The organism is Corynebacterium sp. AOP12-C2-36, assembly GCF_052379185.1.
GTDB lineage: Bacteria > Actinomycetota > Actinomycetes > Mycobacteriales > Mycobacteriaceae > Corynebacterium.
The window spans coordinates 129,403-153,112 of record NZ_JBQSYJ010000010.1; the positions used below are offsets into that span (position 1 = coordinate 129,403).

Here is a 23,710-nt window from a genome sequence, read left to right on the forward strand (position 1 = left end):
CGTCCTACTCGTCGGCGTTGCCGGCGGACCAGGTCGACCAGGGGATGTTCCAGTCACCCAGGCCGTCGTACCCCTCGAGCGTGCCGCCGCCGGTGCCCCGCACCTCGGTGATGTCGCCGCGCTTGAGGTTCTCGTACACCCACTGCGCATCCTCGACCGAGAGGTTCAGGCAGCCGTGGGAGGTGTTCGTGTTGCCCTGGGCGTAGACCGACCAGGGGGCCGCGTGGAAGTAGATGCCCGAGTAGGACATCTGCGTGGCGTACTGCACGTCGGTGACGTAACCGCCGGCGTCCAGCGCCAGACCGAAGGTCTGCGAGTCCATCGTCAACGACTCGAACTGGTCACCGATCTGGTAGATCCCCTCAGGGGTCTCGTGACCGGGCATGCCCATCGACGTCGGCATCGTCTTGACGACCTCGCCGTTGCGGGTCACCGTGACCATCTTCGTGTCGTTGTCGGCCACGGCGCGCACGTCGTCACCGATGGTGAAGGACGCCTCGCGGTCGACCTCGCCGTACATGCCGCCGAGGTCCTTGCCCACCAGGTCGGCGTCCACCGTGACCTCGGTGCCGGCCTGCCAGTACTCCTCCGGGCGCCAGCGCACCTCGTTGGAGGTGATCCAGTAGAACGCGCCCTCCACCTTCGGCTCGGTCTGGATCGAGATCGCGTCCTCGACCGCCTGACGGTCACCCGGGGCCTCGTCGAAACGCAGCGCGATGGACTGGCCCACGCCGACCGTCGACCCGTCCAGCGGGGCGAGCGAGGCGTTGGTCAGCAGATCCGGGCTGAAGGTCGTGAAGGACGTCGACAGGTTCTCGTCGCCGGCCTTCGCCTCGAGCGAGTAGGTGCTGGAGTACTCCAGCTTGCCGTCCGAGGTCCACTCCGTCTCGTCCTCGTTGAAGGACCCCTCGACCTCGTTGCCGTAGCCGTCGGTGAGGGTGACGGAGTCGATGCCCTCGTCGTCCTGCACGGTGACGGGTTCATCGACCTTGACGCCGGTGTCCTCGTCGTCGACGTTGGCGGTGAGTTCGACGGCGTCGTCCTCGTCGTCGGACGTCCCGCTCTGAGCGACCTGGTCGGTGTCGGTATCGTCATCACCGTCGATGGTGCAGGCTGCGGTGGTCAGCAGCGCGGTGGCGGCGGTCGCCGCCACGACGGTGCGAATAACTCGGCCCGTACGGCCGAATCGGAAGTGCATGGTGTCTACAGTCTCTTTCCGCCCCGGCGGAAGCTCTCCCCGGGGTGATGAAATGTCGTGGTGAAGTCGTCTTCGACGGCTGCGGCGCGGATGAAGCACGGAAGCCCGTCCGCGCCCGGCGAGGTGAGGGTCGGGCCGCGTCTAGAAGGTCATCTTACGTCTGCACTGTGCTGCGAAAGTAACGAAAACCGCCGCCGCGGCAAGATTGTGTCCTAATCGTTACCCAGCCTCACCGACCGCTCGGCGACCCTCCGGACACCTCCCGGGGAACTCTCGGTGAACAGCCAGCACGGGTGCATCCTTCTGCCCTACGCACCCGCGGTCCCGGGCTTCGCCTGGCCACCAACCGCACGCCCGCGCCCCGCCGACAGCGTTTCGCCGCCCGACCTGCAGATTTGCCAGAGAATCGGCGTGGAGCTATAGTTTTCCTCGTTGCCGAGGACGGGCCATCCGCTCCGAAGTACATGCGTCATTAGCTCAATTGGCAGAGCAGCTGACTCTTAATCAGCGGGTTCGGGGTTCAAGTCCCTGATGACGCACAATCACCCCAGGTAGACAGTGGTACAGACCACCGAATGCCTGGGGTTCACTCGTTTCAGTGCACAGAAAATGCACAGAAATTAGAGCGCTCTCGCCTCCCCCAATCGGGGGCGCGCTACAGGTCGTGGCGGACCTCATCGGCAACGGCATCCGACGACTCCGGGTGCCGTTGCAGCAGCCGGCGGATCGTCGCCAGCGCCGCACGGTACTTCGCCTCCAGGGTCGACACCCGCTTCTCCAGCCGTCCGATCCGCTCGTCCCGCTCGCCCAAACGCTTCTCGGTCCACGCATCGCGCTCAGCGAGCCGCTTGTCCGTCCACGCCTCCATCTGGTCCACGATCTGCTGCGACTTGTCGCCGGACGTCGCGACCTGCTCGCCCTGCTTGCTCTTCGTATTCGTGCGTGCCACGAGCCACAGGAACGCCCCGGTGATCGCGGCCGTCAGCGCTTCGCCGAGTCCGAGGTCACTCAGGTCAAGGCCGCCCATGTCGTACCTCCCTGATCTTCAGCTCCTCCCTCGATCCTCGCCACATCGTGTAGACGATCGCCGCGGCGAACAGCAGGTACGAACTCGTGGTCAGCCACACGCCGACCTTCCACAGCGACAGGACCCACAGCATGTGCAGCCCGATCGCCGCGTAGAACGCCAGGTCCGCCACCCGGCTGGTGTGCCTGAGGGACAGCACCAGGTTCGCGGCGCCGACGACGATCCAGAGGATGCCCCAGGCGTCGAGGCTCATCCACGCCTCGGCGGGGTGCTGCATCCCCGCGAGCACCGCGGACGGCTTGTAGTCGAGGTACGACACTCCTCGAGCGACGCAGCCCAGGCCAAGGAGCACGAGAAGGACCGCGTCAGTGAGGGCCCAAGCGCGAAGCCTTTCAGCGGGGCGCCGGAGCGGCGGGGGAAGGTGGTCGATCGGCACGGGTCACCTCCGGTAGTGGTCGGCGACGCTGGTCGCCGCCTGCGTCGCAGTGGTCAGGGCGTGCTGCCCGGTTTGCGCCACGTCAGTGATGCGGCGGTAGACCTCGGACGCCACAGCGTTCGTGTCGACCTGGGCGGCAGCAGCGACGTCCGCAGCGGTCGCTGTGGAGTCGGAGCCGGCGTTGGTCTTCGCCCCCGCGATGAGCGGTGCGAGGACGCCGAACGCGTACGGCAGGATCTTGTCCAGCTGGTCAGTCCACTGGTCGACCTGCACCTCCGACAGCACTCCGAACGCGCCGAGGATCGCGACCACCGCGGCGGCGGCGAAGTACAGGATCTTGCGGATGGCCCACTTCGGGGCGGTCTTGAGCTTGCTCACTTCTTCGTTCCCTTCTCCTCGATGGCGGCGTCCTGTGCGGACTGCATGATGTCCTGCACGTTCTTCATCGCGACCTGCAGTTCGGCGACGGCCTCGATGAGGGTCTTTCCGCCGTTGCCGACGACCTCCTTCTTCCAGCCGTTGAACAGGAACTCGCCGGTCTTCTCGTCCTTCTCGTAGCCGACCATCTGGTCGAGGATCAGGGCGAGCGCATCGACCGGCGTCAGCCCGCCGAGCTGCGGCCAGCCGGGGAACTCCTTCACCTTGTGGCTGCCGGTGAGCTGGTTGCGGATCTCCGACAGCATGAGCCGGTCGGTGTCACTGAACATGTCGTCCTCCTCGGACTGCGTCGTGGTTTCGGTGGAGCCCTGCCAGTCGGCGGCGTAGGCGTACTCGCGGGGCGGGATCATGGTGGCGAACTGGTCGAACGTGACCCACGACCCGTGCGGCTTGAATCCGCTGTCGGCGAGCCACACATGCCGCTTCCCGGCAGCGTCGACGGCGTAGCCCATCACGCACAGGTAGTGCTTGACGAAACCGCCGCCGTACTGGAGGTTCTGCGTCGACGTGTACGAGGCCTTCGGGTAGTTCGACGGCGGCACCCAAATGTTCGCGGCGACGCCGACGCTGCCATTGATCGAGCCGACGATGCGCTTCCACAGAAGCTCCTTCTCGTCCTGCTTCGGCGGGTCGTTCGGCATCGCACCGACCGTCCAGGTGCCACCCATGCGGGCGTTGAGCACCCGGGCGATCTGAACGACGCCGTTGGTGCCGTTGATCGTCGTCCCCAACTCCTTGGCGAGGACGGACTCGGCGACCATGTTCTTCGTGCGTGTGTGCAGAAGAAGCTGCGCGGTGGCCGGGCCGCACCAGTAGTAGGTGTCCTGCCTGATCTCCGACCGGGAGTAGTCCAGCACCTTCTCCACGGTCGCCGCCGTGGTGGGCGCTGACCCGACGCGAGCCGGGAGTAGGCGGGTGCCGAGTGTCTTGCACCGTGCGAGGCGGGTTCGGCGGTCGGTGATGCCGTTGGTGCCGCCGTTGATGGCGCGGGTGACGCCGTCTAGGTTGTCGGCGTCGCACAGGCTGTTGAGCTGTGGGCGTGCGACGGTCCAGTACCAGGAGGCCGCGAGGAAGCCCCACTTCGGCTCCTGACGCACCAGCTGGGGTTGTGCCTCGAAGTCGATGGTCGTGTGCCCCTGCGCGTTGGCCCAGCGGGTGAAAGCGCGGAAGTTGTTCCGGCCGGTCAACTGGATTGGACCGGAACCCTTGTAGCGGGGACCGTCGCCAGGCTGCGTGTTCCCGAGGTCGGCGCGGCCGTTGTAGGCAGACCCGCTGGCGATCTCCTCCATGTACTGCAGGCCCACGCTCTCGTGACCGATCTGCGAGCACCAGTGCGCCGCCCGAAGCGCCGTGGTGATGTTCGCCGCCCGCATGGCGTTCTCCATGCCAGGCAGCATCTCGGTCGCCCGCGCCAGTGAGCAGCCCATAGCGGTGGACAGTGTCTGTGCATCCATACGCCCATCTCACCGCCCACCGGTCCCCCTCCCCCGGTCTGCGACGACCTACCCCGGCCCGACGTACTGAATGCTGTACTCGCTCGACATGCCTCGCTCCGAGGGCGCCATGGTGTTCGTCGAGCCCGACCAGATCCACGGGTAGAGCCGCGTGCCGGCGTACAGGTAGGTCACCCGCGAGGTGACCACGAACCGGCCCAGGCCGATGTCCTGCCACAGCTGCAGCCCGGAGACCGCGCTGTTGATGTCGGTCGTCAGCCCGGCGCCACGGGGGTTGCTGTCCCCCGCCCAGCACTGGGTGGCAGACAGAAGGTACAGACCGTCGACAGGAGCATAGAGGTAAGTGTTCGCGTCGTTGGTCGCGACGGCCGCACCCTGAGTCGAGCGATTCGCCCGCAGCCGCCCGTTGCTGTTGTACAGCAGCCGGGTGAAGGCGTCCCGAGTCGGGGTGTAGGACGCCCCCGACCACATCAGCGAGCCGTAGGGCGGGCTGTCGTAGGACGAGTGTCCGAACAGCACGCGCCGCTGGGCGTCGGTCAGCCCGCTACCGCCTGCGAGTTTCCCTCGCTCTGTCCAGGCCATCGGTCACACCAGCTCGTAGACGGTGCCGCTGGTCGTGTCCAGGTACATGTCCCCGGCGGCGGAGCCGGTGACCGTTCCGGGCGTACCGGACCCGGTGAACCACTTCGACCCACGGGCGCCCTGCGCACCTTCAGCTCCCTGGACACCACGCTGACCCTGCGCGCCCTCGACGCCCTGGGGGCCGCGGTCTCCCTGCGGCCCCTCGGCACCCTCCGGCCCTTCCGGGCCGACGAACTGCACACCCGCTCCCTGCGGCGGGAAGGCCGTGCCGGTCCACACGTACAGCAGACCGGAGGCCTCCACGATGTACGCTGCGCCCGCGTCGCCCGTCGTCAGGTCCGTGGGTAGATCGGCGTAGGTGGCCACCTGGCCGGCGACCGTGATGCCCTTCCCGTCCTCGCCCCGGGGTCCACGCGGACCCTCCGGGCCGTCCGGTCCTTGGGCGCCCTGCTCTCCAGACTCGCCCTGCGGCCCACGGGGACCCTCCGGTCCGATCTCGCCCTGAGATCCGGTCTCGCCCTTCGGCCCCTTCAGGGAGCCACGCTGTGTCCAAGCCATGATGACCTCCTCAGGTCAGTTCGTAGATGTCGCCTGTGATCGTGTCCAGCCAGGTATCCCCCGGCTTCGCGCCTTCGATGTAGTCCGGTGGGCTGCCTTGACCGGTCCACATCACCGGACCGGACGACGCCGGACCCGGTCGCCCGTCCTCGCCGGGCGGGCCCTCCGGCCCCTGCGGACCAGTCGGCCCTGCGGCCGGGTAGAGCATCACCGTGTCGTACACCAGCGGCGCGTCCTGCTGGCCTCCGGTGGTCATAGTCCCCTCCTCGTCAGATGCCCCTGCGCCAGCACCGTCCACACGCCACCGGTACGGATCTTCACCTGCACCGGCGCCCGGTCCGGCACCGTCAGCGCCTCGGCCTCCGGTACGACGACCTGGGCACCGTCCTCCCCGAGGATGAACGGGTGCACACGGTCGCCGAGGACAAGCTCCATCTCTTCGACCTCACCGCGCAGACGGAAGGTCAGGCGGAAGTCGCTGCCTTCGTAGTGCACCGGCTCCCACCGGTACGGCACCCATTGCATCGTCGCCATGGCTACACATCCGCCAGGTAGTTGATGTGGAACGTCCAGATGCCGACGGGGTATCCGCCGTTGATGTACGGGACGCCTGTGCCGGGGCCACCCTGGGGCCGCTGACAGCGGTACGGCAGCAGCCGGTTGTCGTCGATGCGGCTGTTCGTCCACAGCATCATTCGGGTCCAGTTGTTCTGGATCAGCCCCTCAGCGTGCCAGTCGAACGAGCCGTCGCCGCCGTACCCGGTGGTGAACAGGTGCCCCATGGCCCAGAGATTGCCCATGGCGTTCGAAGCTGCGACCGGTAGATCCATGGTCATCGAGCCGTCGCCCCACGTCGCACCGGTCGACCCGGCAGAGCAGTAGGCGTAGGCATCGACAACTCCGTCGACGATCCGGTAGCGGCCGGTGAGGGAACCGCCGTTCCCCATGCCGGCGACGGTGCCGCCGGATACACCGTTCGGCGTGCCGCTGCCGTAGTAGCGCAGCGTCGGCGTCCAGGTCTTCCACGGGTTCGCCTGCGTGCCGACTGAGCGCCACGTGCCGTCATCGTCGAGCCGCTTCGTGAGAGTCGACTGGTCGGTGGCGATCCACGTGCCCGGCCGTGCGTCGAGCAGCGTCGGCGAGCCCAACGCCCCCTCAGACACTCGGTACGGTCCACCGTCACCGCCCCACATGCGGTAGTCGATCAGGTTCGAGATGCCGGACGCTGCCACCGAGCAGCAGCAGATCATGTGGTCGTACAGCACCCCGGGGATCCGGTTCACCTTCGCCGGATCCGCCGCGGAGGACGTGTTGATCGGGATCGTTGTGCCGGACCCCTTCACGACCACCGGGCGGACGACACTGGTGGACCAGTCGATGCGCAGGCAAACTGCGTCCCACCGGGTGCCGGACGACTGCGCGTCCAGCGTGATCGTCTCCACACCCGTTGAGCGGATCCGGGATCCGCCGGCCGTCCCGGCGCCGGCAGCGATTGTCAGCGACCGGCCCGTCCCCCGGGTCGGCCTGAGGTCCGTCGGACTGTCCACCTTCGCCGGTGCCGTCAGCACCTCCGCCATGTCCGCGAACTGCGCGGGGCCGATCTGCGTGTTCTGCGTCGCCAGTGCCGTGATCGCCATGGGCTACCGTCCTCTCCTCTGCTGCCGGTCCACGCGCTTCGACAGGTCGGTCACCAGCGCGTACAGGTCTCGCGACTTAGTATCCGGTGTCCCTACCTTCGGGGTGACGGTCAGCGACACCGGAGTGAGCTTCACTGTCACCTCCGTGATGACCTCCTGGACCTCACCGACCTCCTGCAGGTCGATGGTGCACCAGTCCCCCACGTCGTACTGGCGCGGGTACTCCCCGTCGTCGCCGAACTCCCACGACTGAGACGGCGCGGCGGTGGCGTCCATCTCCGCCGTCGCAGCGGACTCCGCCAACTCTGCGGTACCGACGTCCGCCGGCGTCTCTTCCTCCGACGACGTAGACGCGTACCCCTCTCGCCGCGCCCACGGCGACAAGCTCTCCGACTCGTCGTCGACCTGAACGAACTTCTGCTCGACTCCCTCGCCGTCGTCGCCGACGATGATGCGGGTCTGCGTCGCCCGCGTGTGCTTTAGCGACCACGATTCGAGGTCCTCAGACACCCCCGACAGGACGAGTCCAGGGCGCTCCCGATAAGCCACGACGTCCGCGATGATCGTCGGACGCGTCAGAGACAGGTCACCGATCCGCTCATCCCCCGGCAGCCATGCGTCGAGATCGAGCCGGTAACCGGTACCCGCGAGCGCCTTGGTCACGAGGTCCGCGGTCGTGTCCATCCGGGAGCGCACCGTCACCGTCGGCCCGAGTCCCCGGTCCTCCATCACCGCGATGGGGTGTCCCAGCCGTTCCGCGCCGATCCGCACCAACGTCTTCACGACGGTCTCCACTGGCCCGGTCAGCACGTACTCCTCCGCGGACTCCTGCTGAGACAGTGGCCGGTCCGGCACCGGCGGGATCCGCTGACCGTCCAGCATCGACCAGGCGGACGCCGTGGTCGCCTGAACGCGCACATCACGACGCGCTTCCGAGTCGGCAGTCGTGTCCGACTCCACGACGGTGGACACGTGCCGCTTACCGTTGAGCGTCGCGACGACGAGCACACCGCCGTCAGCGTCGAGCAGCAGGCGCGACAGGTCATTGAGCGGGGTGTCGATGGTCGCGGTCCCGGCACCACGATCGGCCCAGGTGACCTCGACCTCCTCGGAGGTTTCCAGTCGTCCGACGGCGCCGGTGCCGTCCCAGTGCCAGAGTTCGACGGGCATCGGGTCGTAGGTGTTGCCCCTGGGGGTGCTGTAGATGGTGCTCACGGGGGCCTCCTCAGAACGGCTTCACGAATTGCTCGCGGGCGGTGACTATGACGGCGGACTCGGGCCCGAGCCCCTCGGCCACGATGTGCAGGGGGATGCGGTCGCCGACGGGGACGGGCGCGTAGGTCCCGGTCACATGCCCGTACCGGTTCTCGCCGCTGCCGGACTCCACGGCGTACCGGTAGCCCGGTTCGGTGGTGATGACGACGGTTTCCCCGGCGGCGATGCCGCCTGAGTAGGACAGCCACCCGCCCTCGACGCCGAAGGTGATGCTGCTGATCGGGCCGATGAGTGTCCAGGTGAGCCACTGCGGGCCCTGTCCCCGGTTCGAGATGAACAGGTTCGACGCGCTGGTCAGCGGGGCGATGTACAGCGGCCAGCCGAACCCCTCCGGCCCGTAGAACGGCACGCCCGCGCCCGACACCTCGTCCGAGGCGAAACGTACTGACTGCTCAGGCCCCTGGTAGTACGGCGAGGACGCGGTCAGTAGCCACGGCTCGCCAGGCACATCGTCGAGGCCGGCGCCAGGGTCGTACTCCCAGTCGGTGGCCGGGGTGTCCCGTAGACGCGCCCGGAGCTCACGGACTTCCCCGTCCGGGCGGATAATTTGCAGAGTTCCCTCCAGGGCCTCCGAGTTCGCTACCGACCACCACTCGTCAGCGAGGGCGTAGTACGCCGATCCGGTCAGCTGGTCGCCGACGAGGACCTTCAACGACGGCTCCGCCCGCTGCAACTGCGACCCGGCCCACTGGGTTCCTCCACGCACGTACTGGTGCTCGATGCTCGACCGGTGGAAGTCGGACTGCCCGACGTCCAGCAGGACTCCTTCGCCACCCTCGGTGAGGTTCCAGCTCTTGCCCCGGGGGTCGATCCACAGGATCTTCAGATGCTCCGCCATCAGGCCACGCCTCCCTTGATCTTCGCCTTCAACTGCAACTGCGCTGCGTCCTTGAGCGGCTTGCGCTCATCGGCCGCCACGAGCGTGCCGATGTTCACCGAGTAGTCCGCCGTGGGGCCTCCCGCCCCGGAGCCGGCCGCGCCGCCAACGTCCGCACGGTAGCCGCGCAGGTTCGAGGCCGTCGCCGACATGATCCCCAGCGCGGCCGCGGGGGCGAGCTTCGCCCGGTCCTGAATGCCCTGAGCGAAGGCCTCGCCAACCGAACGGCCCGAGTACAGCACCCACCCGTGACCCGAGAACGGCCCCTTCTTCGCCGGGGAGAACGGGAAGAAGTCACGCACGGCGTTCACGACGCCCTTCGCTGCATCCACTGCCGCGCCGATCATGGCCTTGATGCCGTCAATGAACCCTCGAATCAGCGCCTTCCCCGAATCAACCAGTAGTGACCCCAAGTTGCCGAGGGCGGAAACCGCCATTCCAGGTAGGCGACCCACCCAGGAGATAGCGTCGGAGACCCCAGAGCTGAAGGCCGACACGACCCTGCTCCACAGCTCCACAGCCTTCGAGATGACGGAGGAGGCCATTTCCGCGATACGGCTGACAATGCCGGAGACAAAACCGGTGATGGCCCCAATGACTGCGGCCACCATGGCAACGAACCCGGATATAACCCCGGCGACGAATGAGAGGATCATCCCCAGCGCGGACGCCACAAAACCGATAATCGCAGCCAGGAGTTGAGCAAATACCGAAATCACCTGCGCAATGATGATGATCACTGGCATGACCGCGGTTACGATATTTGCGAAGATCGTGATCAGCGCGGAAATCACCGGCACCAGCGCCGTGATTACTGGCATCAGGGCACCGATGATCGTCGTCGCCAGCTGAATGATGATCGGCACCAACGGCATGATCGCCGTGAGGATCTGCATGAACGCCTGCGCGATCACCGGGACCAGCGGAGCAAGGGCCTGCACAGCCTGCATCAGCAAGCCGCCCAGTGCCTCCGCCATTTGCATGAGAATCGGCGCAAGCATCTCAGCCGCTTGTGCCAGAGCATCCCACCATGGCTGAAGGGCCGCGAACGCTGCCGCCAGAACGTTGCCGACGATCTCGGCAATGACACCAAGCACAGGGGCGAGAGATTCGAATACGGATCCGAACATGGTCACCAGGGGCATAAGGCCAGAGATCGCGGGTAAAAGGCCAGAGATCAGAGATCCGATCATCTCGCCGAGGGTGCCGAGAATCGGCGCCAGGGCGGCCCCCAGTTCACCGATCACCGCGCCGAGCGGCCCCATGGCCGGGGCGATGGCCGCGAGGCCTTGCGCCAGTCCGTCCGCCAGCGTCTCCAGCCCCGGACCTGCCTGGGTGATGAGGTCAGCGATGGCCGGGGCGACCACAGTGCCGATGGTCTCCGCAAGCGACATGATGACCGGGAGGATGGCTCCCACGGCCTCACCCATCGACGTGAAGAACTCCTTTAGCGCGTTCTGTCCGGAGAACGAGTTGACCCACTCATCCGTGGCCTCCAGGACCTGGCCCATGGTGCCCAGGAACGGCTGGCCCGCCTCCGACATGGCACCGAACACGCCGGAGACTATGCCTCCGATGTTGGACATGACCTCCTTGAAGCCTTCCCACTCAGACTTCATGCCACGGAGCTTGTCCTCCAGGGAGCCATCCTCCAGCGCGCCCACCATGTCGTTGGACCACGCCTCTGCGGCCCCGGTGATTCCACTGGTCAGTTCCTCGAAGATGGGCGCGGCGGCGGCACCCACGGCAACCACACCTGGGATGAGGGCCATCACGGCGGAGACCAGGTTGCCCATGGCCGCGCTACCTGAGTCCATGAGGGTGGTCACGGCCTCCAGGCCAATACCGGCGGAGACGAACTCCACCACCTTGTTTGCTGCCTCACCGGCGGACGACGCGAACCCAGCCATGGCGGACTCCAGGGGAGCCGCCAGGGAGGACAGTTGCTCCAGGCTGGTGAGCTGGGACCAGAACGCCTCCTTGATGGTGTCGCCCATGCCGTCGAATGAGTTCTTCAACTCACGGATGGCTAGGGCTCCCTGCTGGGCAGACTCCGGGAGTTCTGCCAGGGCGTCCGCCAGCTCCTCCGGGGTGCCGGCGCTGATGGCGTCACCCATGCCACGAAACGCCAGGGCCAGTGCGCCCACGGCCACGCCGGCGCCGACCAGAGCCGGCACAGCCATGGCGGCGGTGAGCCCGACGAACGCAGAGATGGCTGACCAAGCAGCCGCTGCGGCGGCGGCCAGTGGGGCCGCGAGCCCCGCGACCGCCACCGTCGCCACCGACAGCAGGCCGATGAACTGGGGCAGAGTTCGGATCATGTTCAGCAGGTCAGCGCCGAAGAAGTTCATCCCGACGCGCATCGCCGCCATCGCCGCCATGAACGGCTTCGAGTCGAGGACCATCCTGACCTTGACCCGCAGCGCGGCGCCAGCAGTCTTCACCACCGCAGCCGCCTTGGCCATGAACGCGGCAGCATTCTGGATGTTCAGCTTGACCTGGATGTCCTTCGCCGCGGACTCCGCCCGGTTCGACGCCTGGCGGGCGTCCTGAGCCAGCTTCGACGCGTCGACGTCCATCTGCACGTCGATCTTCCCCACCGCGCTCTGCGCCGCCGACGCTGCAGCCTGCGCATCCCTCGCGAGGTCGGAGGCATCAACGTCGAGATCGACCTGCACCTCACCCGCGGCCTTCTGCGCAGAAGCGACCGCAGACTTCACCTCAGCGGCGAACCCCGAGCCATCGACCCCGAGCTTGATGTCAACGCGGTGCGTGCGCTCCATCCGGTCGAGGAACTTCTTCAGCGCCGGCGCGAACTTCGTCGTGTCCGGCAGGACGCGAACATTCGCCCTGCCGACCTCCACGCCACCGGGACCCGCCACGGTTACCTCCTCAGACCACTACCCGGCGACTTCTCCGCCGCCTTTCGCAGCCAACGATCGCAGGCGGTCGAGCTTCGACGTCGTTTCGCGACGGCGTTCGGCCTCCCTGCCTGGGTAGTGATCCCACGTGCGGAACTCGGACTTCTTCGAACCCCTCTTCCTGCCCTTGTTCACCTGCATGACCCGCAGCGCCTCCAGCTCATTGCGGGAGTCCAGAGCCAGCCAATCTCGGATCGACCAGCCCATGCCGCTCTCATCCCCAGCGAGCCGCCCGGCCAGCAGCGTGTCCCCGCGCTCCTGCAGCCCGACGATGAGCAGCAGAGCCTCCTGCGGGTTCCACTGCTCGAGCACGTCGGTCAGCCGGAGGTGGTAGACCGCCTGAAAGTCGGGCACCAGAGCGGAGCCGAACCACCGGACGAGGTCATGCAGGGCGATCAGTTTCCCAGCAGGTCCGTCGCCTTCGAGAACGCGGACATGACGGCCTGCAGGCCGTTGTCCTGGGCGATCAGCCATTCCTCCATCGCAGAACGGTCCTTCGCCAGGTCAAGGACGAAGTTCTCGGCGCCGGTGATCAGCTCCGTCATCGAGTCGAAGTCCATGTCGGCGGGGTCCGCCTCGGCCGGCTCGACGTCGCCGTTGGTCCACTCCTTCGGCATCTTCTTCACCAGGTTCATCATCTGCGCCTGCATCGCGAAACGGGCGGACGGCAGGAGGTGGTTGACGCCGCGGAACACGGGCATCGACTCCAGGTTGACGTCGCTGTCCTGCTCGTCGTCGGCCTGGGCCGGGGTGACGCCATCCAGGACCGGGGTCGGGTCCGTGGCTGCGCCTTCCGGGGCCTGCGAGGCTTCAGGTGCTTCGTAGGCGGTGGCTTCCTCGGCGACCTGCTTGGCGTGGCGAGCTGCGGACTGTGCGACGGTGTCGGGAATCGGTGCGGTCATGGGGGTGTCCTCCTGTGAGAATATGAAAAGTGGGTGTGACCAGTGCAGAATGCACCAGTCACACCCACCTCAGCCCAGTCCGCTACAGACGAGGCCAGGATCAGCCACCCACGACTTCGCCCTGATCCTCTTCCTCCGGGACGTCTGCCCCGGCCCCTGCGCCAGTGTCCGGTTCCTCGTCCATCAGCCAGGAGCCAATGACCGTCAGCTTCCGCAGGCCACCGCCCTCACCGTTGGAGCCGGCCTCCACCATCTGGCCCAGCAGCGTGTACTTCACCGGCAGCCCGACGAAGTTCTCCGCGTCGAACTCGATGCCGTCACCCGGCGCGGACGAGCCCTTCCAGCCCATGATGCCGAAGCCCTCGGCGCCGTCGATGATGACGATGAGGATCGCGACCTCGGAGGCGGTGTACACCGCGGGCGTGTGGAAGTGCCCCTGCGTGGTGTCGAGGACGCCCGGGCCGAAGCGGTGCGTCAGCGGGGTCTTGGACCACTGGATCGGGGTGACGTTCACCGAGTCCGTGGTCTTGATCTGGGTGGTGCGCAGCGCGGGGTTCTCCCACGCGCCCTTGGTCTCGCCGCCCTCGGTATCCGAGTCGAAGCCCGGCAGCTCGTCCAGGCTGGTGTAGCCCAGCGGCACGAAGTCGCCGATAGCGCCGGTCGCGCCAGCGGCAATCCACTGCTTCAGCTCCTCGGCCGACGGCGGGGTCGTCCCGACCGGGGCGATGAGCACCGCACCGCGACCGGGGATGAATACGGCGTCATCCCTGTAAATCTCAGGCATCTGACTGCCCCTTTCTCCTCACCATCAGTGAGAATGTCTGCACCAGGGACTCCGCCCCGGTCGGATCGTGTGGTGACATGCGGACGGGCTCGCTGTCACAGATCACGTTAGAAACCAGCACGTCGCCGACGTCAGTCAGCGACAGCACCGCGTCACCCACCCGGTCGGCTTCATCCGCCGCCGCCGAGAACGTCGGCCCGGTCGTCGTCAGCGTCACCATGCAGTCGAACAGCCACCGGTTGCCCGGCAGGCGTCCAGAAGAGCGCACCTGCGGTACCTGAACCACCGTCATCGTCTTGTCCGGCGTGTACGACGCGTCCCGGTCCAATGCGACCTCACTGCCCGGCAGCGCCCCGCGCAGCCCGTCGAGGACGACGACAGGAAGGTCCATGCGATCGTGCTTCGGCTGTACCGTCATCGGATCGCCCTCGTCAGGTTGAACTGCCCCGGCACGAACTTCCCAAGCGTGCCGTCCGCCTTCTCCGCGAAGTGTCCGTACTCGATGACCGCCGAGGCAGGATGATCACCCTGCACGATCCGGTCGCGCACACCCTTCTTCCCGGTCGCGGACTTCGTGCTGAAGCTCTGGGAGTACTCGCCCGTCTTCTTGTGCTTCGCGGCGTTCGCCAGTGCCTTCACACGGATCTTCTCCGCAGACTGGTCCATCACCGAGGACTCGCCGCACATCTTCGCGACCTTCGTCCCTGCACCCTTGTACACCTGCGCCATCTACCTCACTCCTCGTCTCACGCCAGCCTGCTTCAGCGTCACAACGTCCCGGGCGGTGCGCCTGGATCCGCGGTGTCGCTTCGGCTCGCCGACGACGTTGTACAGCGTCCCGGAAGCGTCGAGCACCTGAGACAGGTCGTCCCCGGGGAAGCTCGCGCAGCGGAATGTCTTCATGTGCAGCACCGCTTTCTCGCCGGCCGCTGCAGCGTTCTGGATGTCGTCCGTCGACGACTCCTGCAGGCGCCCCTGCCTTTTCACCCGACCAACCTCGGTGTACTCCGTGACCCCGCGGGCACCCTCCTGGGCCTCACGCAGGATCACCACCACCCGATCCGGGCCGTTACGCCGACTGTGCAGGCTCATCGTTCCTCCTCGTACCAGGGGAAGCCCTGGCTGGTACCGTCCGGAACGTAGCGCGTCGACCCGCCATAGGAGTCACCGCGGTACGTGCCGATCGTGCCGATGCCCCGCGGACGCTGAGCTCGCCGATACTCCCGCAACGTGGCCTCCTCGTTCGGGGTGAAGATCGCCGCCTTCGTCACCGTCGCGTCGAGACCGTAGCTGTAGTCGCCCTCCGCCTCACGGGTGAAGCGGTCCGGGTTCGTGTACAGGCGTCGGGCGGCAAGCGCGAGGACCGCCATCGCCCCCGGCGGGACGTCAAGCGGGCCGGTCCACGACCGCCTTGTGATGTCGAGCGCCGCCGCGGACACCATCTCAATCGACCATGCAGCCATGCCCTCGTCCATCGGCCCATGGTCAGACGACAGGGACCGCTCCAGGTCCACCGGGTCGATCAACCGCACTCGCTGTGGTGCCGTCACCACCCTCTCCTTCCTGTAGATACGGCAACGTGGCCCGCACGAGTCGTACGAGCCACGTCAGTCACCGTCGGGTCACTCCCCGCCGGTCTCGCCACCAGCCGGGGCGTCAGCCTTCTCCTCGAAGCCCTCCGTACCGGTCAGCACAGCGATGCGCTGCGGGTCGAGCACCTGCGCGCCCGCGAAGGTGTCGACGACGGCGCGGTCCGTGAGGTGGTCCACGTCGTAGTCGTGGATGTACCGCATGGTGAAACCATCCGCGTTCGCGGTGGTCGCGTACGCAGCACCGCGAGGAGTCGCGGTCAGCGCGGTGACCAGGGCGATACCGTCACGCTGGAAGGCGTAGGCCTTGTACGGGTCGATGGAGTCATCCACGAGGATGGTGAACCCGTAGAGTCGGCCGATCTCCGCGAGACGGAGCTGATCGGAGCTGCCGGACTCGTTGACCTTCGTCAGGAGATCCTGGGACAGCAGCGCAGCCTCCCAGCCCGAACCAACGACCATGTAGCGGTTCTGGTTCGGCACGCCACGCTGGCGGAACAGCTGACGGGCCGCACGGAGAACCTTCAGCGCATCAGCGTTGGTAGCCGCGGTGAGCTGACCAGCCTTGACCGTGGTCCCGTTGCCGAAGCCCACGAAGGTCGTATCTGCCTCACGCAGGGCGGTGATGTTGTCGTAGGCGGTGCCGTTCGCTCCGACGAGCTTGCCCTTCCCAGCACGGTCCAGCGCCGTCAGACCAGCGTCGACGCTCTTGAACGCGTCGGCGACGATGCCGTTGATACCGTCAGCCACGGAGTCCGCCATCGGCGCGACGACCTGGGTCTCCAGGTTGGAGAACGTGAAGGTGTTGTCGAAGTCGTTGATCGGCACCGCGTTGTACACCTGGTCCGTGACCTTCACGGACACGTACGGCTCGTACAGGTTGGAGTACGTGATCGGGTCGCCGGCGGCACGATTGGCCTCGGTGTACACCCGTGCCGGGTCGACCATGATCGGGCGCTTGATGTCAACGGAACCGCCGACACCACGGATGATCTCGCTGGAGTACTCCCGGTTGACGATGCGGGCCAGCGTGGACTGGTTGCGCAGCGCAGCCAGCGCAGAACGGGCGATGTTGGTGCCCTGATACAGCTCGTGAACCATTTTGTCCTCCTCTAGGACTTGTAAATGCGAGATGCGATCTTGTCCAGATCGGTCTCGTCTTCTGGTCGGTTCCCGGTCAGATCCCCGTGCTTGTCCCCGTCGTTCGGCGGGGCACCCGGTACGAAACCGCGCTTCCCGACCATCGTGGCCAGCTCCTCGGCATCCTTCTTCAGCTCGTCAGCGTTCTTGCCCTGCAGGCGAGACGCCATACTCAGCGGCAGGCCCGTCTGCTCAGCCGCCTGGTACTGCGCCAGTCGATGCTCCGCCACGGTTGCCCGCTCACGAAGCTTCTTCGCCTCACGGTTCTTACGCCGGTTCTGCTGCTTCAGATGCTCCACCGCGTCCGATGAGTCGTCCGAGTCGGCGTCCTCGCCGTCGTCTTCCTCATCGTCGGTGTCATCCTCGTCATCCTCCGGCGCGTCCTGCGCGTCGTCAGACTCCTCGGACTGCTGATCACCCTCGGTGTCGGGGGTGTCCTGCTGGTCAGTCTGGTCGGTGTCACCGTCGCGGTCGGCCTCCTGGGCGTCGACCTCGTCAGTGGCATCGGTGGTGTCGTTGATCTTCTCGGGCATGGTGTCCTTTTCGCTCCAGGCGGTGGGGTGATCGCGGGCACCAGGCCCGTCTGCGTCACATCTTCGCCGCCTGCTTCCGGTACCTCTCGATCCGCGACAGCAACGCACGATGCTCCTGCGCCAGCGCCATGACCGAGATGTCCTGATCCGTCTGGCCACGCGCCTTCAGCTCCGCGATCTCCGCAGCCACCCCGTCAGCACGCACCGACAGCTCCTGCGCATAGTCCAGATACCGCTGCCGATCCCAGGAGCCGGCGTTATCCTTCGCCGTGCGCCCCGTCCCGCGCTCACTCGCCTTCCCCGGGGCCGGACGCTTGCGTTGCCCGGTCGCCTGACCATGCGACGGCGCGGCACGCCGCTTGCCGTCCAACGGCCCGTCATAGTTCTCCGGCAACGTCCCCGACTCGCGCCACCGTTGCCACGCCAACCACGGATCATCCTGACCAGCCGCGACCTGAGCCCACTCCTTCGCCAGCTCGTTGCCCTTGCCCGGAAGATCGATCTTCCCGCCGCGCATGTACACCGCCTCCATCGTGCAACAGCACCCGTCGTGCACCTTGAACCGACCGTCACCGACGAACCTCGCGTTCGCATCCCCGAAGCTGTCCGACCGGTACAGCAACGCGCCCGGCGACTCCTCACCAGCGAAATACAAGCCACGAGACGCCAACATTGCGCAGAACGGACACGGGTCAGCATCCACCACCCGTGCGTACCCAACCGGCCCATTGCCGCGACGCACCTCCGTCTCGAGGACCTGCCGGCCACCATCGCCCGCCAACTTCACCCCTTTCGCCGTCACCGACACCTCCGCACGATCCATCGCTTCGTCCTCCCGGTACCCCTTCCGGGACAACGCCTTCAGCACGCCGCGCACCGTCGACAGGATCGTCCGCGCCAACGACGCATCATCGACGTCAGACGGCTCCTCGATCGGCGCCGGCGCGTCCGGGGCCTCCACCGCACGGAAAGCCTGCATGTAGTCCACCGACAACATCCGAGACGCCTCACGGAACTTCGCGATCAGCGATCCGGCCCGCCTGGCGAACTCCTCGCTGGACCCGTCGATGTCGTCCCACCGCACCGTCCGACGGAACAGTCGCCGCAGCTCCTCCGACAACCGACCCGCCAGGTGCACCTGCTGAAGACGATGCTCCTCCGTCAGCCGCTCACCAGCCTCAGTCCTGGCCACCGCTCACCCCGGCCACCGTCGACTCCGCCTGACGCTTGTACGTCGCCTGCAGCGGGTCACGATCGAACTCCTCATCCTGGCGCCGCTCCCACTCCTGCACGTCAGACGCCTCCACACCCGGAATCCGCGGCCACAGAGCACGCTCCGGGATACCCAGCATCTGCGCGGCCTTTCCTAGCGCATCGACCGCCTGCGACATGCTGCGGATCTCCATGTCCTGCCACGTCGGGCGCACCAGATCGTCCTCGGCGATCTCCGACCAGCCCGACAGGTGCGCCGCGGTGCGCAGCGTCCTCGAGTACGACACCCCGGCGCTGACCTGACGCTCGCTGACCTTCTGCGTGAACGGACCGCGAGCCCCGGCGAGTGCGTCGCTGTCCAGGTTCGCCAGCGTCCCCGTCAACGCGTACGTCGGCGTCTGCGACACAGCGGCCAGTGCCTCAATGTCCGCCCGCCACGCGTTGACGAACGGATCCAGCGCGGTCGCGTCCAACGTCCCGAATCGGACCTGAGGGTCATCCGCGACGAGGATGTCGTCCTGCGAGAGCTTCAGCTTCAACTGCTCCGCCGCATCAGCATCAAGACGATCCGTCGGATCTCCGTCCTCGTCCACCGCACTCGGCAGCTCCAGACCGGTCGCCGTCTTCACCTTCCACGAGTTGTAGTGCTGCGCCAACAACCTGTCGTACGCCGTCTTGTTGATCCGCGCCGCCGCAGGGATGAACGGCGTGACCTCACCGAGAACCTCACCATCAAGGTCGATCTGGTTCGAGAACCGCACCACCGGCACGTACGACAGGCCCGTCTCCCTCGTCCCCGAGACCACCAGGCCATCCATCTCACTGCCCGCGCCATCATCTTCACGCTGCACGAGGTCAACGTCCAGACCAGGCACCCGCAACCGGTACCGCGTCGCCTTCCCCCTCGACGACAGCAGCTCCAACGCCTCCGACGGGTACGGATCCGCCCCGAGATCCGGCCACACGCCAGCCACCCGACGCGGCGACAAGAACCGAATGCGCGCCCGCTTCTCTCCCCGCGCCGGCGGCGTCACCACCGAGTACGAGTGCCCGTATGCGACCATCGCCCGGTGGTTCGCCAACTGCGTAGCCGGCCCTCCGTTCGCATGCCACAACCGCACCAGCTCATCCACCCGCCCGTCCGTCCCCACGAACGCGTCAACGCGCAACGCCTGGGTGACGTTCGTGACCACCAGCCCCAGCCACGGAGTTCGCGAAAGGTCACGCAGCCGACGATGCTCCGCCGTCGCCTTCCTCGGCAGTTTGAACCCGCTGGTCAGCTCCGGGCGGATCCACGAATCGACCGCATCACACTCCGCCACTTGCTGACGCAGCTTCGTCGACAGTCGATCGAACACTTCCTTGATCTCGCCAGGCGTCATGCCACACGTCCCTTCCGCTTCTTCACCACAGGCTCCATGTCCAGCCCACGAACCGCGAGCGTGATCGCCCGCAGAGGCTCCACCCGAACTTCACCAAACTCCTGCCACGTCCAGGCAGTCTTCGACGTGCCCACCAGCCGACGTCGCGCCGTATGCGCCGCATCATCGAGTAGAGGGTGCGACGTGTGCAGCAACCCCGGCTCCGGCGTCCCGTCCTCGTCCTCGCGCACGAGAGCGTCATACACCGTCGCCGTGCCACTGGTGATGTCCCTCGTCGACGCCAACGACACCGGCACACCAGCCTCCGCCAACCGCGGCGCCATCGCCGCCGTGCCCGAGAACGAGTCGATCACGACGCCAGCGTGAGGCTTGTGCTTCTTCACCACCCGCGCAGCCTCATCCTGCAACCACGCCACACCCGACTTCGCCGCGATGATGTCCACCACCACCCGACCGTCCTTCAGCTCAGCCGCACCCGCCAGCACCGCCAGATCACGATCCGCCGTCACCTCCAGCGCCAGCGACCGCTTCACCACCTTCGCGCCGATCAACGCCTCCGGCGTCGCGAACGACCGCGCCCACAGATCCACCCCGATCGCCGCATCCGACGACGCATCCGCCCACACACCCAAGCGCTCACGCTGGTACGACTCCTCATCCATCACGCCCAGCTCAGTCTCACGAATCCAGTCCCACGTCTGCAGGTACCCCAGCGACGGATTCGACGCCTGCACCGCGTCCACCGACCGCCAGCCCACCTTCTTCGGATCCGCCGACCACTCAAAGTACGCCAACTGCCGGTTGTCCTCCGGGTGATCAACCGCCTTGTCCCTCACGTTGCGCAGCGTCTCCGAGTAGTCGAACCCCGTGCTCGAGGTGTACCAGACCTGCGGAGCCTTCCGAGACGACAGAGTCGGCAACAGGCCCGCCACCAGCTTCGCCGACAGCGCAAACGCCTCATCGAAGATCACACAATCGCCCTGCAGACCACGACCCTGGTCCCCACGCGCACGCGACAGGAAATCCAGCCGGCGCCCGTCCTTCAGGATGATCGCCGTCTCCTTCGAATCCGGCATGCCCTTCACCTGCTCCAACATCCACGGCGTGGCCTCGATGATCCGCCGGATCTCCATGTACTCGTTGTGCGCCGTCTTGAACAGGTGCGCCGAGTGCACCAGCTTCTCCTCCTTCAGCGAGAACAAGCCGTACAGCAGCCGAGCGCGGACGATGAAGTTCTTCCCGTTCTGCCGCGGCACCACCAACCCCACCTGGAACGCCTCGAACCGCTCCGTGAACGGATCCTGCGCCATCGCGTTACGCAGCACCAACTGCTGCCACGGCAGCAAGCTCATGCCCGCCACCGCCGCCAGGTCGATCACGTCATCCCCCGCGGTGAACGACCACTCCGGAGCATGGAAGATCGACGGCACCTGCTCGCCCACCGGCGCCGACCGCGGCTGCATCTCGCACGGCGGCAACCACAACCGCGGATCCTCCACTGCCGGCGCCGTCACTGCTGAGCCTCCCGCGCCGCCTCCAGCCGCTTACGCCGCTGCTCCGCCAACTGATCCTCCACAGACGGCCCAGACGACTTCGCCTCCGCCTGCTTCAACACACCGATCTTCCCCAACGCAGTCGCCACAGCAGCCTGCATCTGCCGCGCCTCACCCACCATGTTGTTCACCACCACCTGCACCTGCACATCACCATTCCGCAGCTCCTCCGGCTCACCCAGCTCGAACCACAGCGTCTCCTGCACCGACAACGCAGCACTGAACCGCTCCAACCGGTCCCGCATCCGGCACGCCTCCCCAAGAACCACCTTCGCGCCCGCATCCAGGTCATACTTCGAGGTGATCTCGTCCCACAGAGCACGCCCCTGACGCTTCAGGAACGCCGGAAGGTCACCATCCGCAGCGACGTCCGGCCCATCGACCATCGCAGCGCCCGCAGCCTCCTCCTCCGCCCGCTTCTTCGTCGCAGACGGCTTCCGCGACCGCACCTCCCCCGCCCGACGCGCACGCTCATGCTCCCGGTGAGCCGCCCGACACTCCTCACACGTCTTCTCCCCGCGCTTGATGTGCTGCCGGTAGCCCGCCGTCGAACCGCACTGCTTCCGGGACACCGCCGGCTTCTTCTCCGCCATGAGCAGCACGTTAGAAGTCGAACGTGGAACCCCCATGGAACACAACAGCCCTGCTACAACGTGCAGGTAGCGGCCCGAAACCGTTCGAGACTCCGTCTCGATTCTAGCCAGGTGTTCGAAAAGACCCACAAAGTTGGTGTGGAACCTCCCGCAGAAACTGGTGCGTGAGTGTCGGACCCAATACCGGGAGGTGGGAGCAGGCCCCTGGGTGGGGAGTCCTCCCCCAGGGCTTCAGGTGTGCAGTCGAACGGTTCGAACGTTCGTTCGGCTTCATGTGTGCTGCATTGCGTGCGTGTCGTCGTCGTTCGTGTTTCGTTTCTGTCGTGTGCGTGACGACGTCGTGTGTCACCAGTCGAGCAGCGTTGTTATCTCGCTATTCGTTCGTCTTCCATCGCTTCGTTGGCTGTTGCATTTCCTGTGCGCTGGTCGTGCTTCGCCTCGTGCTTCGTCGCCTCCGCGTCCGACTGGCACAACGTGGTCGAGGCTGAATGCTCGGTCGTGGTCGTGTGGTAGGTCCATGTCGATGGGGTCGCCGCAGAGCCAGCAGACAGCGGCGGACGGGTCGCGCTCCAGGCGTCGGCGTTCGCGGGTGACGCGCTTGCGCCATGTGGCTGAGCGTTCGCGTGCGGGCATGGTCAGAGCCTCGCCGGGATGGTGGGGGCTGCGTTCGTCCGGGCGGTGTGGTTGTGGTGCCGGTGGGGGGCGTCTGCGGTGTGGGGGATGTGCATGGGGTGAGCATGGTGGACCCTGGGCTGTGGGCCGATGATCGGCGACGGTGGATAAGTCGGATAAGTCGGGAAGAAAGTTTGGGGAATGTGCCGTTCTGACTAGACACCAGCAGTACGTGTACTGTACACTTGAGTCAGACAGGGAGAGAGGCTCCCTGCAGACCGAGAGGAACTTCTCATGGAAGAATTCCTGAAGGCGATCATCGTCTTCACCACCTGCGGGATCGCGGTAAGCCGCGAAATCCGGCACTGGGTCCGCCCCAAGAAGCGGAAGTGACCCAGCGCCCCGGCTGCTGATATCAGCCGGGGCGGGGCCACCCCGCTCCACCACACTACCAAGGAGGAATCATGCTGAAAGACCTGCTCATCTACGGCGGACTGGCGGCTGTCCTGATCGTGCTCAGTGCGCCCGCGTGGCTGCTGGTGCTGCCCGCTGCGCTGGCCGTGAGCGCGGTTGTGCGCGCCCGCCGCAACCGTCGGGCCGCCTGATGCGCCCGGTCATCACCGACGCTGACACGGGCCGGAAGTTGTGGCGTACTGCCGACTGCGCCGACTTCACCGGCGTGTCCATCCGCACGTGGGGCGGCTACGTCGCCCGTGACCAGTGCCCGCAACCCGTCGCCCGACTGGACGCCCGCACACCCCTCTGGGACGCCGACGAAGTCCGCACGTGGCACGCCGGACGGCGGTCCCAGCGCTGACCCTGCGCGCCTATGCTGACCTGCGGCGGTAATGCGTTTTCCCAGGTCGGTTATCCGACTCTGCGCGCTGTCGTTACTGGCGGTCACAGCGCAATGAGTAGAGCCCCCGCGAGCGCGAGGGCTGGGTATGGTTGAGTGCCTGTCGCCAGGTTGGGTAGGTGGCGACCTGGGCCCATCGTCGTCGTCTCCA

The 23,710-nt window shown here is 66.6% G+C and carries 28 protein-coding genes and 1 tRNA gene; 3 read left to right on the forward strand and 26 right to left on the reverse strand.

Features of this window, described 5'->3' with window-relative positions; translation table 11 throughout:
* Window positions 1-4: 4 nt before the first annotated feature.
* Complete coding sequence (locus ACT3UN_RS10485; RefSeq protein WP_444657004.1) at window positions 5-1,198, reverse strand: L,D-transpeptidase; 1,194 nt, start codon at window positions 1,196-1,198, stop codon at window positions 5-7.
* 466 nt (window positions 1,199-1,664) lie between these two features.
* On the opposite strand from ACT3UN_RS10485, the gene ACT3UN_RS10490 reads away from it, so the two are divergent.
* Window positions 1,665-1,737, forward strand: a tRNA-Lys gene (locus ACT3UN_RS10490).
* Window positions 1,738-1,853: 116 nt separating this feature from the next.
* On the opposite strand, the gene ACT3UN_RS10495 is transcribed toward ACT3UN_RS10490, so the two are convergent.
* The 25 genes from ACT3UN_RS10495 to ACT3UN_RS10615 all read right to left on the reverse strand — a co-directional run bounded on the left by ACT3UN_RS10495 (window position 1,854) and on the right by ACT3UN_RS10615 (window position 22,091).
* Window positions 1,854-2,225: a hypothetical protein gene (locus ACT3UN_RS10495; protein WP_444657005.1), complete on the reverse strand. Its 372-nt coding sequence runs from the start codon at window positions 2,223-2,225 to the stop codon at window positions 1,854-1,856.
* Window positions 2,212-2,577, reverse strand: a complete 366-nt coding sequence (locus ACT3UN_RS10500) for a hypothetical protein (RefSeq protein WP_444657006.1) — start codon at window positions 2,575-2,577, stop codon at window positions 2,212-2,214. Before ACT3UN_RS10500 ends, ACT3UN_RS10495 begins: the two co-directional genes overlap by 14 nt.
* An 87-nt stretch (window positions 2,578-2,664) precedes the next feature.
* A complete protein-coding gene (locus ACT3UN_RS10505; RefSeq protein WP_444657007.1) occupies window positions 2,665-3,039 on the reverse strand; it encodes a hypothetical protein in 375 nt (124 codons plus the stop codon).
* A complete protein-coding gene (locus ACT3UN_RS10510; protein WP_444657008.1) occupies window positions 3,036-4,553 on the reverse strand; it encodes a C39 family peptidase in 1,518 nt (505 codons plus the stop codon). Before ACT3UN_RS10510 ends, ACT3UN_RS10505 begins: the two co-directional genes overlap by 4 nt.
* Before the next feature lie 48 nt (window positions 4,554-4,601).
* Window positions 4,602-5,135, reverse strand: coding sequence for a hypothetical protein (locus ACT3UN_RS10515; protein WP_444657009.1), 534 nt, complete (start codon window positions 5,133-5,135; stop codon window positions 4,602-4,604).
* Window positions 5,136-5,138: 3 nt separating this feature from the next.
* Window positions 5,139-5,693, reverse strand: a complete 555-nt coding sequence (locus tag ACT3UN_RS10520; RefSeq protein ID WP_444657010.1) for a hypothetical protein — start codon at window positions 5,691-5,693, stop codon at window positions 5,139-5,141.
* A gap of 10 nt (window positions 5,694-5,703) precedes the next feature.
* Window positions 5,704-5,949 (reverse strand): hypothetical protein, encoded by a 246-nt coding sequence (locus tag ACT3UN_RS10525; RefSeq protein WP_420100193.1) that lies wholly within the window; start codon window positions 5,947-5,949, stop codon window positions 5,704-5,706.
* Window positions 5,946-6,227 (reverse strand): hypothetical protein, encoded by a 282-nt coding sequence (locus ACT3UN_RS10530; protein ID WP_444657011.1) that lies wholly within the window; start codon window positions 6,225-6,227, stop codon window positions 5,946-5,948. Before ACT3UN_RS10530 ends, ACT3UN_RS10525 begins: the two co-directional genes overlap by 4 nt.
* Before the next feature lie 2 nt (window positions 6,228-6,229).
* On the reverse strand, window positions 6,230-7,330 hold the full coding sequence (locus tag ACT3UN_RS10535) for a hypothetical protein (protein WP_444657012.1): 1,101 nt from the start codon (window positions 7,328-7,330) through the stop codon (window positions 6,230-6,232).
* 3 nt (window positions 7,331-7,333) lie between these two features.
* On the reverse strand, window positions 7,334-8,545 hold the full coding sequence (locus tag ACT3UN_RS10540; protein ID WP_444657013.1) for a Gp37-like protein: 1,212 nt from the start codon (window positions 8,543-8,545) through the stop codon (window positions 7,334-7,336).
* Between the two features lie 10 nt (window positions 8,546-8,555).
* Window positions 8,556-9,443: a hypothetical protein gene (locus ACT3UN_RS10545; protein WP_444657014.1), complete on the reverse strand. Its 888-nt coding sequence runs from the start codon at window positions 9,441-9,443 to the stop codon at window positions 8,556-8,558.
* Window positions 9,443-12,364: a phage tail protein gene (locus ACT3UN_RS10550; RefSeq protein ID WP_444657015.1), complete on the reverse strand. Its 2,922-nt coding sequence runs from the start codon at window positions 12,362-12,364 to the stop codon at window positions 9,443-9,445. The genes ACT3UN_RS10545 and ACT3UN_RS10550 overlap by 1 nt, the downstream gene beginning before the upstream one ends.
* A gap of 18 nt (window positions 12,365-12,382) precedes the next feature.
* A complete protein-coding gene (locus tag ACT3UN_RS10555) occupies window positions 12,383-12,757 on the reverse strand; it encodes a hypothetical protein (protein WP_444657016.1) in 375 nt (124 codons plus the stop codon).
* A 41-nt stretch (window positions 12,758-12,798) separates the two neighbouring features.
* Window positions 12,799-13,305: a hypothetical protein gene (locus tag ACT3UN_RS10560; RefSeq protein WP_444657017.1), complete on the reverse strand. Its 507-nt coding sequence runs from the start codon at window positions 13,303-13,305 to the stop codon at window positions 12,799-12,801.
* 100 nt (window positions 13,306-13,405) lie between these two features.
* A complete protein-coding gene (locus ACT3UN_RS10565; RefSeq protein WP_444657018.1) occupies window positions 13,406-14,089 on the reverse strand; it encodes a phage tail tube protein in 684 nt (227 codons plus the stop codon).
* Window positions 14,082-14,507: a hypothetical protein gene (locus tag ACT3UN_RS10570; RefSeq protein WP_444657019.1), complete on the reverse strand. Its 426-nt coding sequence runs from the start codon at window positions 14,505-14,507 to the stop codon at window positions 14,082-14,084. The genes ACT3UN_RS10565 and ACT3UN_RS10570 overlap by 8 nt, the downstream gene beginning before the upstream one ends.
* Window positions 14,504-14,818 (reverse strand): DUF5403 family protein, encoded by a 315-nt coding sequence (locus ACT3UN_RS10575; RefSeq protein WP_444657020.1) that lies wholly within the window; start codon window positions 14,816-14,818, stop codon window positions 14,504-14,506. The genes ACT3UN_RS10570 and ACT3UN_RS10575 overlap by 4 nt, the downstream gene beginning before the upstream one ends.
* Window positions 14,819-15,181: a hypothetical protein gene (locus ACT3UN_RS10580; protein WP_444657021.1), complete on the reverse strand. Its 363-nt coding sequence runs from the start codon at window positions 15,179-15,181 to the stop codon at window positions 14,819-14,821. It lies immediately after the preceding gene.
* Complete coding sequence (locus ACT3UN_RS10585; RefSeq protein WP_444657022.1) at window positions 15,178-15,639, reverse strand: hypothetical protein; 462 nt, start codon at window positions 15,637-15,639, stop codon at window positions 15,178-15,180. The genes ACT3UN_RS10580 and ACT3UN_RS10585 overlap by 4 nt, the downstream gene beginning before the upstream one ends.
* A gap of 72 nt (window positions 15,640-15,711) precedes the next feature.
* Window positions 15,712-16,779 (reverse strand): hypothetical protein, encoded by a 1,068-nt coding sequence (locus tag ACT3UN_RS10590; protein ID WP_444657023.1) that lies wholly within the window; start codon window positions 16,777-16,779, stop codon window positions 15,712-15,714.
* An 11-nt stretch (window positions 16,780-16,790) separates the two neighbouring features.
* The gene (locus tag ACT3UN_RS10595) at window positions 16,791-17,351 is read right to left on the reverse strand and encodes a hypothetical protein (protein WP_444657024.1); all 561 of its coding nucleotides are present in this window, start codon (window positions 17,349-17,351) and stop codon (window positions 16,791-16,793) included.
* Between the two features lie 55 nt (window positions 17,352-17,406).
* Entirely contained in the window at window positions 17,407-18,543 is a 1,137-nt protein-coding gene (locus ACT3UN_RS10600) for a VG15 protein (protein WP_444657025.1), read from the reverse strand.
* Window positions 18,530-19,945, reverse strand: a complete 1,416-nt coding sequence (locus ACT3UN_RS10605; protein ID WP_444657026.1) for a phage portal protein — start codon at window positions 19,943-19,945, stop codon at window positions 18,530-18,532. The genes ACT3UN_RS10600 and ACT3UN_RS10605 overlap by 14 nt, the downstream gene beginning before the upstream one ends.
* Window positions 19,942-21,459 carry a hypothetical protein gene (locus ACT3UN_RS10610; protein ID WP_444657027.1) on the reverse strand — a complete coding sequence of 506 codons (1,518 nt, stop codon included), beginning with the start codon at window positions 21,457-21,459 and terminating at the stop codon, window positions 19,942-19,944. Before ACT3UN_RS10610 ends, ACT3UN_RS10605 begins: the two co-directional genes overlap by 4 nt.
* Window positions 21,456-22,091, reverse strand: coding sequence for a hypothetical protein (locus ACT3UN_RS10615; protein ID WP_444657028.1), 636 nt, complete (start codon window positions 22,089-22,091; stop codon window positions 21,456-21,458). Before ACT3UN_RS10615 ends, ACT3UN_RS10610 begins: the two co-directional genes overlap by 4 nt.
* Window positions 22,092-23,167: 1,076 nt before the next feature.
* Between ACT3UN_RS10615 and ACT3UN_RS10620 the strand changes: the two genes are divergently transcribed.
* Complete coding sequence (locus ACT3UN_RS10620; protein WP_444657029.1) at window positions 23,168-23,308, forward strand: hypothetical protein; 141 nt, start codon at window positions 23,168-23,170, stop codon at window positions 23,306-23,308.
* The gene (locus ACT3UN_RS10625) at window positions 23,308-23,520 is read left to right on the forward strand and encodes a helix-turn-helix transcriptional regulator (protein ID WP_444657030.1); all 213 of its coding nucleotides are present in this window, start codon (window positions 23,308-23,310) and stop codon (window positions 23,518-23,520) included. The genes ACT3UN_RS10620 and ACT3UN_RS10625 overlap by 1 nt, the downstream gene beginning before the upstream one ends.
* The last annotated feature ends 190 nt before the right edge of the window (window positions 23,521-23,710 follow it).